This window comes from Pseudorhodoplanes sp., assembly GCF_046289595.1.
Taxonomy (GTDB): Bacteria; Pseudomonadota; Alphaproteobacteria; order Rhizobiales; family Xanthobacteraceae; genus Pseudorhodoplanes.
Genome location: NZ_JBKBVB010000032.1, coordinates 24,484 through 38,994 on the forward strand (window position 1 = coordinate 24,484; position 14,511 = coordinate 38,994).

17 protein-coding genes, 1 other RNA gene and 1 pseudogene are annotated in these 14,511 nt (G+C 65.3%); 9 read left to right on the forward strand and 10 right to left on the reverse strand.

Annotated elements, in window-relative coordinates:
• Window positions 1–36 precede the first annotated feature (36 nt).
• The gene (locus ACK41X_RS09190; RefSeq protein ID WP_409721685.1) at window positions 37–261 is read right to left on the reverse strand and encodes a sulfurtransferase TusA family protein; all 225 of its coding nucleotides are present in this window, start codon (window positions 259–261) and stop codon (window positions 37–39) included.
• A gap of 103 nt (window positions 262–364) precedes the next feature.
• Between ACK41X_RS09190 and ACK41X_RS09195 the strand changes: the two genes are divergently transcribed.
• From ACK41X_RS09195 to glp, 4 genes are read left to right on the forward strand one after another with little or no spacing between them, the layout of a single operon-like run.
• Entirely contained in the window at window positions 365–1,477 is a 1,113-nt protein-coding gene (locus ACK41X_RS09195; protein WP_409721688.1) for a molybdopterin-binding protein, read from the forward strand.
• Entirely contained in the window at window positions 1,474–3,456 is a 1,983-nt protein-coding gene (locus tag ACK41X_RS09200; protein ID WP_409721691.1) for a molybdopterin biosynthesis protein, read from the forward strand. The genes ACK41X_RS09195 and ACK41X_RS09200 overlap by 4 nt, the downstream gene beginning before the upstream one ends.
• Window positions 3,457–3,483: 27 nt before the next feature.
• Window positions 3,484–4,011: a molybdopterin-guanine dinucleotide biosynthesis protein B gene (gene mobB / locus ACK41X_RS09205; protein WP_409721693.1), complete on the forward strand. Its 528-nt coding sequence runs from the start codon at window positions 3,484–3,486 to the stop codon at window positions 4,009–4,011.
• Window positions 4,011–5,285 carry a gephyrin-like molybdotransferase Glp gene (gene glp / locus ACK41X_RS09210; protein ID WP_409721696.1) on the forward strand — a complete coding sequence of 425 codons (1,275 nt, stop codon included), beginning with the start codon at window positions 4,011–4,013 and terminating at the stop codon, window positions 5,283–5,285. The genes mobB and glp overlap by 1 nt, the downstream gene beginning before the upstream one ends.
• Before the next feature lie 6 nt (window positions 5,286–5,291).
• On the opposite strand, the gene ACK41X_RS09215 is transcribed toward glp, so the two are convergent.
• From ACK41X_RS09215 to ffs, 6 genes are all read right to left on the reverse strand, one after another.
• Window positions 5,292–5,414, reverse strand: coding sequence for a hypothetical protein (locus ACK41X_RS09215; protein ID WP_409721699.1), 123 nt, complete (start codon window positions 5,412–5,414; stop codon window positions 5,292–5,294).
• Window positions 5,415–5,475: 61 nt separating this feature from the next.
• Entirely contained in the window at window positions 5,476–6,108 is a 633-nt protein-coding gene (gene mobA / locus ACK41X_RS09220) for a molybdenum cofactor guanylyltransferase MobA (RefSeq protein WP_409721702.1), read from the reverse strand.
• A 45-nt stretch (window positions 6,109–6,153) separates the two neighbouring features.
• Window positions 6,154–7,032, reverse strand: a complete 879-nt coding sequence (locus ACK41X_RS09225) for a formate dehydrogenase accessory sulfurtransferase FdhD (protein WP_409721705.1) — start codon at window positions 7,030–7,032, stop codon at window positions 6,154–6,156.
• A 16-nt stretch (window positions 7,033–7,048) separates the two neighbouring features.
• Window positions 7,049–7,375: a YbaB/EbfC family nucleoid-associated protein gene (locus ACK41X_RS09230; protein ID WP_409721707.1), complete on the reverse strand. Its 327-nt coding sequence runs from the start codon at window positions 7,373–7,375 to the stop codon at window positions 7,049–7,051.
• A gap of 33 nt (window positions 7,376–7,408) precedes the next feature.
• On the reverse strand, window positions 7,409–9,271 hold the full coding sequence (locus tag ACK41X_RS09235) for a DNA polymerase III subunit gamma/tau (protein WP_409721709.1): 1,863 nt from the start codon (window positions 9,269–9,271) through the stop codon (window positions 7,409–7,411).
• 71 nt (window positions 9,272–9,342) lie between these two features.
• Window positions 9,343–9,441, reverse strand: an RNA gene (gene ffs / locus ACK41X_RS09240) — signal recognition particle sRNA small type.
• Window positions 9,442–9,533: 92 nt separating this feature from the next.
• On the opposite strand from ffs, the gene ACK41X_RS09245 reads away from it, so the two are divergent.
• The 4 genes from ACK41X_RS09245 to ACK41X_RS09260 all read left to right on the forward strand — a co-directional run bounded on the left by ACK41X_RS09245 (window position 9,534) and on the right by ACK41X_RS09260 (window position 12,364).
• Window positions 9,534–9,953 (forward strand): HIT domain-containing protein, encoded by a 420-nt coding sequence (locus ACK41X_RS09245; protein ID WP_409721712.1) that lies wholly within the window; start codon window positions 9,534–9,536, stop codon window positions 9,951–9,953.
• A 1-nt stretch (window position 9,954) separates the two neighbouring features.
• Entirely contained in the window at window positions 9,955–10,911 is a 957-nt protein-coding gene (nudC, locus tag ACK41X_RS09250; RefSeq protein ID WP_409721715.1) for an NAD(+) diphosphatase, read from the forward strand.
• Window positions 10,895–11,848 (forward strand): PfkB family carbohydrate kinase, encoded by a 954-nt coding sequence (locus ACK41X_RS09255; RefSeq protein WP_409721718.1) that lies wholly within the window; start codon window positions 10,895–10,897, stop codon window positions 11,846–11,848. Before nudC ends, ACK41X_RS09255 begins: the two co-directional genes overlap by 17 nt.
• Window positions 11,849–11,911: 63 nt before the next feature.
• Window positions 11,912–12,364 carry an Lrp/AsnC family transcriptional regulator gene (locus tag ACK41X_RS09260; RefSeq protein ID WP_409721720.1) on the forward strand — a complete coding sequence of 151 codons (453 nt, stop codon included), beginning with the start codon at window positions 11,912–11,914 and terminating at the stop codon, window positions 12,362–12,364.
• Window positions 12,365–12,379: 15 nt separating this feature from the next.
• Here ACK41X_RS09260 and ACK41X_RS09265 read toward each other — a convergent pair whose 3' ends face one another.
• Complete coding sequence (locus ACK41X_RS09265; protein ID WP_409721723.1) at window positions 12,380–12,943, reverse strand: TadE/TadG family type IV pilus assembly protein; 564 nt, start codon at window positions 12,941–12,943, stop codon at window positions 12,380–12,382.
• Between the two features lie 8 nt (window positions 12,944–12,951).
• Window positions 12,952–13,494 (reverse strand): TadE/TadG family type IV pilus assembly protein, encoded by a 543-nt coding sequence (locus ACK41X_RS09270; protein ID WP_409721726.1) that lies wholly within the window; start codon window positions 13,492–13,494, stop codon window positions 12,952–12,954.
• Window positions 13,495–13,652: 158 nt separating this feature from the next.
• Between ACK41X_RS09270 and ACK41X_RS09275 the strand changes: the two are divergent.
• Window positions 13,653–13,889: pseudogene (locus ACK41X_RS09275) on the forward strand (IS630 family transposase); the annotation flags it as partial.
• A gap of 115 nt (window positions 13,890–14,004) precedes the next feature.
• Here the strand turns inward: ACK41X_RS09275 and ACK41X_RS09280 are convergent.
• Window positions 14,005–14,511: molybdopterin cofactor-binding domain-containing protein (locus tag ACK41X_RS09280; protein ID WP_409721729.1), on the reverse strand; the 507-nt coding region annotated here is incomplete at its 5' end.

Sequence of the window (14,511 nt, forward strand, 5' to 3'; positions counted from 1 at the left end):
AGAAGCCGGCAAATTCAACCGATGGACCTGCGGCGCTCAGGCTTTCCGGATGCGGAACCGCAATATCTCATCCGCGCGCTCGGTGCCTTCCAGCACGTCGCCGGTCTGATTGACGAGGTTGGGAATGTCGATGGCCGAAAGCGGATCGGTGCACTCGACCAGGATCACCTCGCCAGCGGCCATGCCCTTGAGCACCTTCCGCGTGCGCAACGCGGGAAGCGGACATTTCAAGCCGCGCAAATCGATGATCTTCTCGGTCATCCCCATAGGCTCAGGCTATGCCGGCGGGCATCTGGCAGCTTTGCAAAGCGACAAATATTTCAGTGACTTGACCCAGTATTGGGGGTTCGCCAGAAACGCAACCATGAATGTGGATACGATCCCTTCTCAGCGGATCGGCCGGCTCACGGCGCTTGCCGGGATCCGCGCCATGATTGACGCCATCGACGCCGTTGCGCCGCGGGAGATCGCGCTTGACGAGGCTCGGTACTGCGTGTTGGCGGCCGATATCCGCACAGACCGGCCACAGCCGCCGGTAGCCTTGGCGTTGCGCGATGGCTGGGCTGTCGATTCCGAGGCGACGCGGGATGCCGGTCCCTATGCGCCGCTGGCATTGCAGCCCCCACCGTGCCGCGTCGACGCCCTTGCCGCGATACCGCCCGGCACGGACGCCGTTGCGCCGCTTGATGCAGTGACTGCGCTTGGCGGGATGCTACAGGTCGTGGCAGGGGTTGCGCCCGGCGAAGGCGTGCTGCCGGCTGGCGGGGATACGCCGGCCGGTGCCGCATTGTTGACTGCTGGCGCGCGACTGCGCGACACCGACCTTGCTGTGCTCGCGGCGATGGGGATCGCAACGGTGAAGGCCCGCCGGCCGCGCATCTGCCTCGTGAATGCCAGACCCGGCGACATCGCACTCGAAGCTGCGATGCGCTTGCTTGCGCATGTGCTCGACTTGGCGGGCGCCAGCGTCGCGACAGGCAGCCAGCTCGACGATGCGCTGCGCCGCGCAGATAGCGATGCAGTGATCGGGATTGGCGGCACCGGAGAGGGGCGCGGCGATACATCGGTTATTGCGCTCGCTCGCGCCGGCGATGTCGCTTGCCACGGGATTGGCCTCAGCCCGGGAGAAACGGCCGCCTTCGGCAAAGTTGACGGCCGCCCGGTGCTGCTGATCCCCGGACGCCTCGACGCGGTGCTGGCCTGCTGGCTGGTGCTCGGCCGTCCTTTGCTCGACCGTTTGAGCGCGGCCGAACCCGAAGCGGGGGCGCTGCAGGCCGTGCTGGCTACCAAAGTCACCTCCACCATTGGCGTTGCCGAAGTCGTGCCGCTGCGCCGCAAGGGCGACACGGTCGAGCCGCTGGCCATCGGCTATCTGCGGCTGCAAGCGCTGGCCGGCGCGGATGGCTGGATACTGGTGCCGCCGGAAAGCGAAGGCTATCCCGCCGGGACCGTCGTGGAGATGAGGCCGGTGCCGTGAGCCGTCTTACCAGACCGGAAAGCGCGTTGATCGACGCGGTCCGCCGTGCGGCGCGGCAGGAGCAGTTTCTCGACGTGGTGTCGCCGGAGGAGGCGAAGCGGCGCTTCCGGCAGCATCTCGATCTGTCGCCGTGCGGCGTCGAGACCGTGCCGCTGGCGCAAGCGTTGGGACGGGTGCTGGCGCACGACGTTGCTGCGCCCATCGATGTACCGCCCTTCGACCGATCCGGCGTCGATGGTTTTGCATTGCTCGCCGCCGATACGGCGGGTGCGAGCGATGCGGCACCGCGCCGGCTGATCCTCAATCGCGAGGTGATCGCCTGCGGTCACGCTCCCCAGATCGCGGTCGCGCCGGGCACTGCGACCGCGCTGGCCACCGGCGGCGTCGTGCCGCGCGGGGCGGACGCGGTGGTGATGATCGAGCATACCGAATTGATCGACGATGCGGCGGCGCCTGCAATCGACGTGCGTCGCGCCGCCGCGCCCGGTCAATTCATCGGCTATGCCGGCTCCGACATCGCGCGCGGGGAGACCCTCTTGCGCAAGGGAGCGGTGATCGGATCGCGCGAGATCGGCATGCTGGCCGCCTGCGGCCTCGCGGAGATCGACGTGGTCCGCAAGCCGAAAGTTGCCGTGCTGTCGACCGGCGACGAACTGGTGCCGCCGGGCGAGCCGCTGCCTGCCGCCGGCATCTACGATTCGAACGGGGCGATCGTCGCTGCCGCGGTTGTGGAAGCAGGCGGCGAAGCGCTCTCCTTCGGTGCTTTTCCCGACGACGAGACCGTTCTCGGTGAAGCAATGCGCAAGGCGCTTGCGCAAGCCGACATGCTGGTGCTGTCGGGCGGCACCTCGAAGGGTGCAGGCGACCTCTCGCACCGCATCGTCTCCACCCTCGGCGAACCCGGCATTCTGGTCCACGGGGTTGCGCTGAAGCCGGGCAAGCCGCTCTGTCTCGCGGTTGCGGACGGCAAGCCGGTGATCGTGCTGCCGGGATTTCCGACCTCGGCGATCTTCACCTTCCACAGCTTCGCTGCGCCGGTGATCCGCGCGCTGGCCGGATTGCCGGCGGAGGATGCGCGCACCATTCCGGCGTGCGTGCCGACGCGCGTACCGTCCGAACTCGGTCGCAAGGAATATGCTCTGGTCGCGCTGGTGCGCGGCGACGATGGCAATATCGCCTTCCCGATCCCGAAGGGTTCCGGCTCGGTCACGGCCTTTTCGCAAGCGGATGGCTTTATCGAGATCGATGCTCTTGCCAGTGCACTCGATGCAGATACCGACGTCGACGTGACGCTGATCGGGCAGGCTGCGCGCACGCCCGATCTCGTCATTATGGGAAGCCATGACGTGGCGCTCGATGTGGTGGTCGGTGCGCTTGCCGATCGCGGTTTCAGCGCGCGCGTCATTGCGGTCGGCAGCCTTGGCGGCGTTGCCGCGGCACGTCGCGGCCAATGCGATATCGCGCCGGTGCATCTGATCGACCCGGAGAGCGGACGCTACAACGCGCATCTGATCGCGCCGGGCCTCTCGCTGGTGAAGGGATGGCAGCGCGAACAGGGCTTCCTGTACCGGCCGGGCGATCCGAGATTCGAAGGCAAGACGGCGGACGAGGCGATCGCGGCGGCGCTGGCCGACCCGGCCTGTCTGATGGTGAACCGCAATGCCGGTTCGGGAACGCGGGTGCTGATGGACCAGACCCTGAAAGGCGCGCGCCCGCCCGGTTACGCCAACCAGCCCAAATCCCACAACGCGGTCGCTGCTGCGATTGCGCAGGGTCGTGCCGATTGGGGTTTCGCCATTGCCCCGGTCGCGCGGATGTACGGCCTTGCATTCATCGGGGTGGCGCCTGAGGAATACGACTTCATCGTCGTGGATCGCGCGCAAACCCGGCCGGCCGTCATGGCGTTCCGCGACGTGCTTCGCGACGAAGCAATACGAGAGCGAATCGCAGCGCTGGGCATGCGGCCCGCGGACGAATAGGTTCAACGCATACAGCGTGAAGGTGGCATGCGCATCATCGGCCTCGCCGGCTGGAGCGGTTCCGGCAAGACAACGCTCCTGACCAGAATCATCCCATGTCTGACCGCGCGCGGGAACCGGGTGTCGACCCTCAAGCACGCGCATCACAATTTCGACGTCGACCGGCCCGGCAAGGATTCGTTCGAGCATCGCTCGGCCGGCGCAACCGAAGTGCTGGTAATTTCCGCCAATCGCTGGGCGCTGATGCATGAGTTGCGCGGCGCGCCGGAGCCGCCGCTGCCCGCCTTGCTTGGAAAGCTGTCGCAGGTCGATCTGGTGCTGGTCGAGGGCTTCAAGCGCGAAAGCTTTCCGAAGCTCGAAATCCATCGCGCCGCAAACGGCAAACCGTTATTGCACCCGCTGGATCGGTGGATCGTCGCCATCGCTTCGGACACGCCACTGCCGGACGCAACGGTCCCGGTGATCGATCTCAACGAGATCGATGCAATCGCCGATCTCCTGCTCGCGAAAGCGATCCCGGTCGAGCAGGTGCAAGAGCACGCGGACGCGGTCTGATGGCGCAGCTCTCCGACGATTGCTTCGCCTTCAGCGGACCCCTGCTGCCGGTCGACGAGCTCGAGCGCATCATTCACGAGCGCATTGTTCCCGTCGCCGACGTCGAGACGGTGAGGCTTGCGCAGGCGCGCGGCCGCACGCTGGCCCGTGACATCGAGGCGCCGATCGCCCTGCCGCCCTTCGACAATTCCGCGGTCGACGGTTACGCGGTCCGCCATGCCGATCTGAATGCCCAGTCGGACACCGTTGTCACCATCGCCGAGCGCATCACCGCGGGTCGCGCCAGCGCTCTTCCGCTTGCGCGCGGCACGGCAATCCGCATCTTTACCGGCGCCCCGATGCCTGACGGGGCCGATACCGTGTACATGCAGGAAGATGTCCAGCTGGACGGGGACACTGCGATCCTGCCGCCCGGTCTCGCGTTGGGCGCAAATCGCAGACTGACCGGGGAGGATGTTCAAGCGGGATCGGTCGCGCTTCCGGCCGGCCGCCGTCTGTCGGTCGCGGATGTTGCGCTTGCGGCCGCGCTGGGGCTGACCGAATTGCCGGTGCGCCGCCGCATCCGCGTTGCGCTATTCTCCACCGGCGATGAACTGGCCGAGCCCGGCGAAGCGTTGTCTCGCGCGCAGCTCTACGATGCCAACCGCACTTTACTCTCCGGTCTGATCGAAGCCCTTGGCGCGGACGTGACCGATCTCGGCATCCTGCGCGACGATCCGGCGAATCTTGCGCCCGCGTTGAAGCGCGCCGCCGGAGGCCACGATGTCGTGCTGACGTCCGGCGGAGTATCGACCGGCGAGGCCGATTATGTCCGCGACGCGGTCGAGGCGGTCGGCCGTCTTGTCTTCTGGCGCGTGGCGATCAAGCCGGGCCGGCCGGTGGCCATGGGTGTGATCCCGTCAGGGCGGCCGGATGCGAGCGCGGCCTTTGTCGGGCTGCCCGGCAATCCGGCCGCCGCTTTCGTGACCTTCGTGCGGGTGGTGCGTCCGCTGCTGATGCGACTGTGCGGCGCCAATCCACCGGTGCTGCTGGCGTTGCCGGTGCGCGCTGGCTTTGCCTATCGCAAGAAGGAGGGCCGCCGTGAATATGTCCGGGTGGCGCTTCGTCGTGCCGACGATGGGGTGATCGAGGCGCTGAGACACCGCCAGGAAGGCGCCGGCGTCATTACCTCGCTCACCGAGACGGACGGGCTCGTCGAACTCGCCGAAAATGTCACGACGGTTGAGCGGGGCTCGACCGTCGGATTTCTGCCTTACGCGTCGCTGGTCGGCTGAGACGCCTCAGAGGCGGACGCCGGTTGTGCTGAAGGCCACAGCCACCGGCTCCTGGTAACGCTCGAGCACGTACCAGCCGGCAATTGCGATAACGATGACAGCGGCGCAGGCCGCAATGAAGCTTTTCATGGTCCTCTCCTCCCAAGACCGTTTGGAATTGGACCAATATTAGAAAAGCCTTGTTCGGCGTTCAAGCCGACTGAGCGCCGTGCTCTTGCAGAGCAATGGCGTTGGCGCGGGCGCGATCTTCGGGCGTGTTGACATTGAAAAACGGGTCGACCGGCCGGTCCGGCCATTCTGCAATGGCGATGCCGTGACGGGCGGTCCAGACTTCGATCTTGTGCAGGTCTTCCTTCACCAGCGCATGGCGCAAATCGGCTCGCAGGCTGACGGGCCACAGGCCGGCCACGGGATGCCGCCAGTCGCCCGATTTTGCGCAGGCGAGCGGCGTGCCCACCGACTGGCGCGCCACATGCAGGCGCGTGACCAGATCGGCGGGAAGAAACGGACAATCGCCCGGCACGCTTGCCACCCATGCGAGGCCGGGCCGCTGCGCGGCCGCCCAGTCGAGGCCCGCCAGGATACCCGCCAGCGGTCCGGCAAAGTCGGGGACATCGTCGGGCACGACCGGCAGGCCGAAGCGGGCGAAGCGCGCCGGATCGCCATTGGCGTTGAGCAGGAGGCCGTCGCATTGCGGCGCCATGGTCGCGATGACGCGATCGAGGATGGCACGGCCGCCGATCTCGATCAGCGCCTTGTCTCCGCCGCCCATGCGGCGCGCGAGGCCGCCGGCGAGGATGAGGCCCAAGGTTCTCTCGGTCATTCCGGGTTGCCTCGCCTCGCCCGGTCTCGGCAATGACGAAGACAATCAATCCTCATGCATCGCCGCCTTGCGCCGGTGCTTTGCGCTCTCCTCCTCGACAAAGCTGAGGTCCTGGTCGAACACGATGCGGTCGAGCCCGGATAGCGCCGTGAAGCGCTTGCCGCGAGCGCGTCCGACCAGCGTCAGGTTCGCCTTGCGCGCCAGCTCGACGCCCCAGGCGGTAAAGCCCGAGCGTGAAACAAGAATGGGGATACCCATGCGGACGGTCTTGATCACCATCTCCGAGGTGAGCCTTCCGGTGGTGTAGAAAATCTTGTCGTGCGCCGGCACCTTTTCGCGGAACATCCAGCCCGCGATCTTGTCGACCGCATTGTGGCGCCCGACGTCCTCCATATAGACCAGCGGCCGGTCTTCCTGGGCCAGCACGCAGCCATGGATCGCGCCGGCTTCCAGGTAGAGCGAAGGGGTGGTGTTGATCTTGTGAGTCAGCGCATAGAGCCACGAGGTGCGCAGCGGCGTTGCCGGCAGCGTAACATTCTCCAGCGCCTCCATCAGGTCGCCAAACACTGTGCCTTGCGCGCAGCCCGAGGTCTGCACCTTCTTTTTCAGCTTTTCCTCATAATCGGTCTCGCGCTCGGTGCGCACCACGACGATGGACAATTCCTCGTCGTAGTCGACGCCGGTCACGATGTCGTCGGGCTGCAGCATGTTCTGGTTGAGCAAATATCCGATCGCCAGATAGTCGGGATAATCGGCGATGGTCATCGCGGTGACGATCTCCTGCGCATTCAGGAAGATCGTCAGCGGGCGCTCGACGGTGACCACGGTCTCGATTTCCGCGCCGGTGTGATCGACGCCGCGCACGCGCTCGGTAAGCCGCGGGTCGTTCGGATCGGGCCGGATCAGATAGTTGTCGTCAGCCATTGTCAGCCGCTGGTTATCATCCGAACGGCAACTTGAATCCGCCGGGCAGAGGCAAGCCGCCGGTCAGCGCCTTCATCTTTTCCGCCATCACGGTTTCGACCTTCTTCTTCGCATCCGCATGCGCGGTGACCAGAAGATCCTCGATGATTTCCTTGTCGTCGGGCTTCAAAAGCGACTCGTCGATCTTGACGCCTTTCAGGTCGCCCTTGCCGGACAGCGTGACCTTCACCACGCCGCCGCCGGACGCCCCCTCGACTTCGACCGTGTCGAGCTCCGCCTGCATTTCCTGCATCTTGGATTGCAGCTCGGCCGCCTTCTTCATCATGCCCATGAAATCGGCCATGTCCTACCTTTCATGCTCTATGTTTCGCGGTCTCTATGCTTCGCTGTCGTCATCGTCCGGCATCATATCCGGATCGGGCGGTATGTGCGTATCGTGCGCCGGCTGCTCCGGTTCGCGCGGCCTTACCGCCACAATCTCCGCGCCGGGAAAGCGTTCCAGCACCGCCTGGACCAAGGGATCGCCGCGCACGCCGCGCTTCAATTCGGCTTCGCGCGCGTCCATTTGCGCCTTCAGGGTGGGAAGGCCCGGTTCGCGAGACAGCGCCACCGCCCACGGCCGGCCGGTCCAGGCTTTCAGCTTCGCGGGCAATTCGTTGACGATACTCTGCGAAGCCCCTGGCTCCAGCGCAAATTCGAGTTTTCCGTCCTCGCAACGGACCAGACGCACGTCGCGCTCCAGGGCGGTCTTCACGCGCAGGTCGCGCTGGTCCGCCGCCAGTTGCACCAGATCCTCGAAGCTGCCGATGCTGAGCGGCGGTGGAGCCGATGAGGCGGCTTCGACCGGGCGCGGCGCGGCATTGAGCGCGGACGCGGCAACGGCGCGTGGCGCACCGCGTGGCGCTTCGCTGCGCGATGCTTCAGTCCGCGGCACGGCCACCGCCGCCGAGGCGGAAGGCGAAGCAAAGCCGGCAGCGGGCGAGCCGCCGTTGCCTCGCGGGGCCGATATCGCGGCCTGATCGATACGATTGCCGTTGGCCAGCGCGCGGATCGCCTCGTCGGGCGTCGGCAGGTCGGCGGCATAAGCAATGCGCACGAGCAGCATTTCCGCTGCGGCGACGGGGCGCGGGGCCTGCTGCACCTCGCTCAAACCCTTCAGCAGCATTTGCCAGGTTCGCGACAGGATGCGCATCGAAAGCTGCGCCGCGAAAGCCTTGCCGCGCACCCGCTCGGCCTCGCTCAGCGATAAATCGTCGGCGACGGAGGGCACGAGCTTCACGCGCGTGACAAAATGCGTGAACTCCGCGAGGTCGGACAGAACGATCACCGGATCGGCGCCGGAATCGTATTGGTCGCGCAGCTCCTTCAGGGCGCCGGCAATGTCGCCTTTCAGCAGCATTTCGAACAGATCGACGACGCGGGCCCGGTCCGACAGGCCGAGCATCTGACGCACGTCCTCGGCGCGGATTTCGCCGGCGGCATGGGCGATCGCCTGATCGAGCAACGACAGCGAATCGCGCACCGAACCCTCGGCGGCGCGCGCGATCAGCGCCAGCGCTTCGGCTTCGGCCCTGACGTTTTCCTTCTCTGCGATTCCGGAGAGGTGCCGCACCAGGAGATCGGCGTCCACGCGGCGCAGGTCGAAGCGCTGGCAGCGCGACAGGACGGTGACCGGGACTTTACGGATTTCAGTGGTGGCGAAGATGAACTTGGCGTGCGGCGGCGGCTCTTCCAGCGTCTTCAGCAGCGCATTGAACGCCGCCGTCGACAGCATATGCACTTCGTCGAGGATATAGACCTTGTAGCGGGCGCTGACCGGCGCGTAGCGCACCGCGTCGTTGATCTGGCGCACGTCGTCGACGCCGTTATGCGACGCCGCGTCCATCTCGTGCACGTCGATGTGCCGGCTTTCGATGATCGCCTGGCAATGCTCGCCCAGGACGGGCATGTCGATGGTCGGCCCCTGGATGGAGCCGTCGGCGAGCTGGTAATTCAGAGCCCGGGCAAGGATGCGCGCGGTCGTGGTCTTGCCGACCCCGCGCACGCCGGTGAGAATCCAGGCCTGCGGAATGCGCCCGGTTTCGAAGGCGTTCGACACGGTGCGGACCATGGCGTCCTGGCCGATCAGGTCGGCGAAGGTCGAGGGGCGGTAACGCCGTGCCAGAACCCGATAACCGGCCCCGCCCGGCGCCGATGGCGCAGCGGTCTGGTCCGGCGGTCGGGTGCGGTTTTCGCTCATCAAGTTTCCGGTTTTCAGGCCTTTCCGGGTTCGCGCGGCGGGCGTCCGGCGCCTCATGACGGCGGAAAAGGAGTGGGAGGCTGACAAGCGACCCGAACCGGAGCTCGTTAGGGCTGCTTCCTTCCGGACCTGACCCGGTTGGCGAGTGGCTCGCCCACCGCCAACCTCCCAGACGCTATATCGGCCCTTGTGCCCTCGAAAGCAAGCAAAAGGGCGGCCGCAATGCTAATCTGTGTCTTCCCGCAATGCCTTGGACAAAAACATGAATTCGGATGAATGGTCGCTCGCCCCGCAGCTCGCGCGCGACACCGTCGCGCTTGGCGATCTTGCCCTGTCGCGCCTCCTGATTGCCCGGGATGCAAATTATCCCTGGCTGATCCTGGTGCCGCGCCGGGCCGGCATCGTGGAAATCGTCGATCTCGCCGAAGACGAGCAGGCCGAACTGATGTCCGAGATCGCCCGCGCCAGCCGCGCGCTGCGCTCGGTCACCCAATGCGACAAGCTCAATGTCGCAGCCCTCGGCAATGCGGTGCCGCAGCTTCATGTGCATGTCATCGCGCGGCGCAAGACCGACAAGGCCTGGCCGAAACCGGTCTGGGGCGCTGTGCCCTCGCTTGCCTACGGCGACGCCGAGCTTGAGCGCTTCATGCAGGCCCTGAAGCCGCCGCTTGGGATGTTGTGACATGCAGAAGGCGATGGGTTTCGGGCCGTGGCCCGATCTTGGTTATGCGGACAGCGCGCTCGACCGCGCGGCGCATATCCGCAACGATCCGCGCTTGCTCGGGGACTACACGGCGCGTGAGAACAGCGGCTTCTATCTGATCGGCGGCGAAGCGGTGGTGCTGAAACGTTCCGGCGACATGTTCGACCCGATATTTTCCGCCAGCGAGATCGCGACGCTTCCCTGCGGGCCGGACCGGGTGTTTCTCGGACTTCTGGATGGCGTTGAGGCTCGGTTCGGCTTGCCGGTTCCGCAGCGGGCGATCGAGCTATTGCAGGCCGACGCGCGGTTTCATGTCACCGATCTGCGGACCATCGCTGTTCAGGGTCTCGTACAAGCCGGACACCTCGCGCCGCTTGCCGAAGCCAAGGCGCTGTTGCACTGGCATTCGCGGCGCGCCTTCTGCAGCAATTGCGGTCATCGCACCGAGGCGGTGCAGGGCGGCTGGCGGCGCGATTGCGTCGCCTGCAAGGCGCAGCATTTTCCCCGCACCGATCCGGTGGTGATCATGCTTGCCGTGCGCGGCGACGTCTGTCTGCTTGGCCGCCAGTCGCGTTTCGTACAAGGCATGTGGTCTTGCCTCGCTGGCTTTGTCGAGCCGGGCGAGACCCTCGAAGACGCCGCGCGCCGCGAGACCTTCGAGGAGGCCGGCATCCGCTGCGGGAAGGTGCGCTATTTCGCATCGCAGCCCTGGCCGTTCCCGTCTTCCCTCATGATCGGTTGTCATGCCGAGGCGATTTCGCAGGACATCGTGATCGATCACGACGAACTGGAAGACGCGCGCTGGTTTTCCCGAGCCGAAGCCGCGTCGATGCTCATGCGCACGCATCCGGACGGGTTCGGGACGCCGCCGCCCATGGCGATCGCGCATCATATCATCCGCGCATGGGTGGAGCATGGCGATGGTGTCTTCGGGTGACGGGACAAAGGGCAAGCTGATCGTCTGTGCCGGCATGGCGGTGATCGATCATGTGTACCAGGTCGATGCGTTTCCGGTGCCCGGCACCAAGAACCGTGCCCGTGATTTCTTCTCGGTGCTGGGTGGATGCGCTGCCAATGCGGCGGTTGCGATCAGCCGGCTCGGCGGTCGCGCGCGCGTCGTTGCGCCGCTTGGCGGGCCGGCTGGGGACGACCTCACTGGCGATGCCATGCTGATGCAGCTCGAGCGGGAACGCATCGATATTTCGCATGTCGTTCGCATCGACGGCGCGCGCTCGTCGCAATCCTCGATCCTGGTCGACGGCAGCGGCGAGCGGCTCATTGTGAGCTCCCGCGATCCGGCGCTTGAACGGGCCCGGCCGCTCGATCCGGCTCGCACGATCGACGATGCCGATGCGATCCTTGTCGATAACCGTTTCGCCGAATTCGCTCTGCCGATCGCGCGCGCCGCATCGGCTGCGGGCAAGATTGCCGTGCTCGACGGCGACAGACCGATGCGCCTGACCGACGACTTGCTGACCGCGGTGACGCATATCGTGTTCTCGGCGGACGGGTTGCGCGCGACGGCGCAAAACGAGGCGCTGGCGGCGGCGCTGGAGCGCGTGACGTCGTGCACGCCCGCTTTCGTGGCCGTGACCGACGGGCCCAATGACATGCTCTGGCTGGAAGGCGGCATGGTTCGCCGCCTGCCAGCCTTCCGGGTCGATGTCGTCGATACACTCGCCGCCGGCGACGTCTTTCACGGCGCTTTCGCGCTAGCGCTGGCCGAGGGCCACGATCCGAAGGGAGCCATGCAATTTGCCGCCGCCGCCGCGGCGATCAAATGTACCCGGTTCGGTGGCGGAATGGGTGCCCCGGAGCGGCGCGAGGTCGAGCGGCTTCTGGCAACGCAGCCGGAAAAACGGGCTTCCATATAGAAAAATCTTCTATATAAAGCCGTCAGGTTCGTAGAAATTAGAAGAATATTTCCAAGGTGCCATATGGACGCCATTGACCGGAAAATACTGCTGACGCTGCAGGAGGATGCCTCGCTGTCCGTGGCGGAGATCGGCCAGCGGGTCGGCCTGTCATCGACCCCGTGCTGGAAACGCATCCAGCGCCTCGAGGCTGACGGCGTCATTCAGAGGCGCGTGGCCATCGTGGATCAGGACAAGGTCGGGCTCGGCATTACGGTGTTCGTGTCGGTCGAGACCGACGATCATTCCGAGAGCTGGCTCGGACGCTTCGCCGAGGCGGTAAGCGCCATGCCGGAGGTCATGGAATTCTACCGGATGGCTGGCGACGTCGATTATATGCTGCGTGTCGTGGTGCGCGACATGCAGGCCTATGATGCGTTCTACAAGAAGCTGATTGCCGCTTCGCCGCTGAAGAACGTGACGTCGCGCTTTGCGATGGAGAAGATCAAGTCGACGACCAGCCTGCCGATTCCGTGACGGGCTGCAGCGAAATCAGGTCTTCGGAATGGTTTCCGATTTCCGCGGCCGCATGAAAATCTGGTCGTGCAGATTGAGGTTTCCAGTGACGACATAGCCGATCGACGGCTGGTAATCGTACGAAACTTCACCCCAGACCAGCGAGGTCGACGGGATATTCAGTGCCGCAGGGATCGTGACCGTAGAGCCGGCCGCTCGCGGCGTGCCGTTTTTCGAATTGCTCCATTTGACCTTGGCAACACCATTGGCGTCGATATCGACAACAGACACGGTCACCTTGGCCTTCGAATCGGGATAGGGCGCCAGCACTGCGCTGGCGGCACCAAGCGAGGCGTTGATATTGGTCGTGTCGATGCTCGAGAACTGCGAGACGAGGTCCGCGACCGTCCGCGCGGTGAGTGTGACCTTCCGGTCGATGCTGATGGCCTGCGACAACTCCACACCGCCGAGATAGAGCGTGACCATCAGCGGCAGCAGCAATGCGAATTCGACCGCGGACATGCCGCGCCTGTCGTTGGTAAATTCCGACAGGCGGCGCGTGACCAGTCGGGCAAGCATGGATTCGATGCGTGCGAACATGGCGCGTCTCATTGATAGGGCTCGTTCCGGAATGCCGCGGTCGCCATCAGCAGGCGTTTGTTGCCGGAGAGATCGGAAAGATTCAGGCCGAGCAGAGAAACCCAGACCGGCCACTCATAAAGGAGCCGCACCACGACGATGTCGCCAGGGCCGCCGGGCTGATATTCGGGCTGGAAGGTCACATTGCCGTTCTGGTCGATCGGCTTCGACATGTCAGGCGCGCTGAAACTCGAATAGGTTCGAACGTCAACCTTGATGCCGCCCTCGCAGTCGAACAGACCATAGACCCGCTTGCAGACCTCTTGTTTGAACTGCTCCTGATTGAAGCCGCCCTTTTGCGCCTGCCCTGTCATGATAAGGCGGGCAGAATCGGTCGTTGCGGTTTCGAGCACCTGGCCGGCGAAGAAGATCAGCGCGGTTTCGAGAATGGCAAAGACCAGTGCGAGAAACGGCGCCGCGACCATGGCGAACTCGACCGCTGCCGCGCCGTCTTGCTTGCGGGCGAAGCGGCGCACGATGCGCGGCGAAACCAAGCGCGCGAGGCGCGACATTGCACCCTTTCCTGTAGCTTCGGACATGACGACACCCGTTGCCCCGGTTGTTTGACCTTCCCGGATTGCGAAGATTTGTAACAAACAGGCGTTTGTGAATTCTTGTGCGGATTGCGCGGCGCACGGGGGGTGCCGTTTACCGGATCAAAACCATAACCTCCGGATCGGTTGCACCGGGCAAGATGGGTGGCCACCGCAGGCCGGTTATCGAGCCGCACCGCACGTGATTGTGGAGCGGATCGGGCAGACGCCGCACCTGATTGCCCGGTCAGCAGGACGAACTTGCCGCGCGCAGGGTGACGGTCTCGCCCACCGCGGTCTGGATGTTCCGACAGCGCGAGGGCCTGCGGTTCAAAAAATGCTGCTCGCGCTGGAACGAGCCGCGCCGACGTCGCCTTGGTGCCGCGTGGCCTTGCTGGCGCACGCTGCCCCTTCGTTCCGTCTCTCACTGAACCGCTCTCTAGCCGGTCGCACGCCCGAACCCATGTCTCAAAGAGTGACGGCGAGAGTTTACGCCGGTGCCTGCTCCGGGCGCGGCAGTTCCATCCCCTGACAGGCGCGCCAGACCTTCTCCATGGTCGCGGGCATGTCCATATGCGCGGCCGCGGGGACCGCATCGGCAATCGCATTCATGATCGCGGCAAGCGACGCCGTGGTGCCGGCTTCGCCCACGCCCTTCACTCCGAGCGGGTTGGTGGTGGCGGGAACTGGATGCGAATCGTCGCGCAGAAGCGACGGCATATTGTGGGCGCGCGGCATGGCGTAATCCATGAACGAGCCGGTGACGAGCTGGCCGCTCTCTCGGTCATAGACGGCGTGCTCGAACAGCGCCTGTCCGAGACCTTGCGCAATACCGCCATGCACCTGACCATGCGCCAGCATGTGGTCGAGCACGTTGCCGCAATCGTCCACGGCATAATAGCCGACCACGGCCACCTCGCCGGTCTCGGGCTCGATTTCGACTTCGGCGATATGGCAGCCATTCGGGAAAGTCTGCGGCGTATCGACATCGCGCTT

Excerpts from the sequence above, each read along its gene's own strand:
- ACK41X_RS09190 (WP_409721685.1), bottom strand. The coding sequence starts at position 261 with ATGACCGAGAAGATCATCGATTTGCGCGGCTTGAAATGTCCGCTTCCC.
- ACK41X_RS09195 (WP_409721688.1), top strand. The coding sequence starts at position 365 with ATGAATGTGGATACGATCCCTTCTCAGCGGATCGGCCGGCTCACGGCG.
- mobB (WP_409721693.1), top strand. The coding sequence starts at position 3,484 with ATGCGCATCATCGGCCTCGCCGGCTGGAGCGGTTCCGGCAAGACAACG.
- glp (WP_409721696.1), top strand. The coding sequence starts at position 4,011 with ATGGCGCAGCTCTCCGACGATTGCTTCGCCTTCAGCGGACCCCTGCTG.
- ACK41X_RS09215 (WP_409721699.1), bottom strand. The coding sequence starts at position 5,414 with ATGAAAAGCTTCATTGCGGCCTGCGCCGCTGTCATCGTTATCGCAATT.
- mobA (WP_409721702.1), bottom strand. The coding sequence starts at position 6,108 with ATGACCGAGAGAACCTTGGGCCTCATCCTCGCCGGCGGCCTCGCGCGC.
- ACK41X_RS09225 (WP_409721705.1), bottom strand. The coding sequence starts at position 7,032 with ATGGCTGACGACAACTATCTGATCCGGCCCGATCCGAACGACCCGCGG.
- ACK41X_RS09230 (WP_409721707.1), bottom strand. The coding sequence starts at position 7,375 with ATGGCCGATTTCATGGGCATGATGAAGAAGGCGGCCGAGCTGCAATCC.
- ACK41X_RS09235 (WP_409721709.1), bottom strand. The coding sequence starts at position 9,271 with ATGAGCGAAAACCGCACCCGACCGCCGGACCAGACCGCTGCGCCATCG.
- ACK41X_RS09245 (WP_409721712.1), top strand. The coding sequence starts at position 9,534 with ATGAATTCGGATGAATGGTCGCTCGCCCCGCAGCTCGCGCGCGACACC.
- nudC (WP_409721715.1), top strand. The coding sequence starts at position 9,955 with ATGCAGAAGGCGATGGGTTTCGGGCCGTGGCCCGATCTTGGTTATGCG.
- ACK41X_RS09255 (WP_409721718.1), top strand. The coding sequence starts at position 10,895 with ATGGTGTCTTCGGGTGACGGGACAAAGGGCAAGCTGATCGTCTGTGCC.
- ACK41X_RS09260 (WP_409721720.1), top strand. The coding sequence starts at position 11,912 with ATGGACGCCATTGACCGGAAAATACTGCTGACGCTGCAGGAGGATGCC.
- ACK41X_RS09265 (WP_409721723.1), bottom strand. The coding sequence starts at position 12,943 with ATGTTCGCACGCATCGAATCCATGCTTGCCCGACTGGTCACGCGCCGC.
- ACK41X_RS09270 (WP_409721726.1), bottom strand. The coding sequence starts at position 13,494 with ATGTCGCGCCTCGCGCGCTTGGTTTCGCCGCGCATCGTGCGCCGCTTC.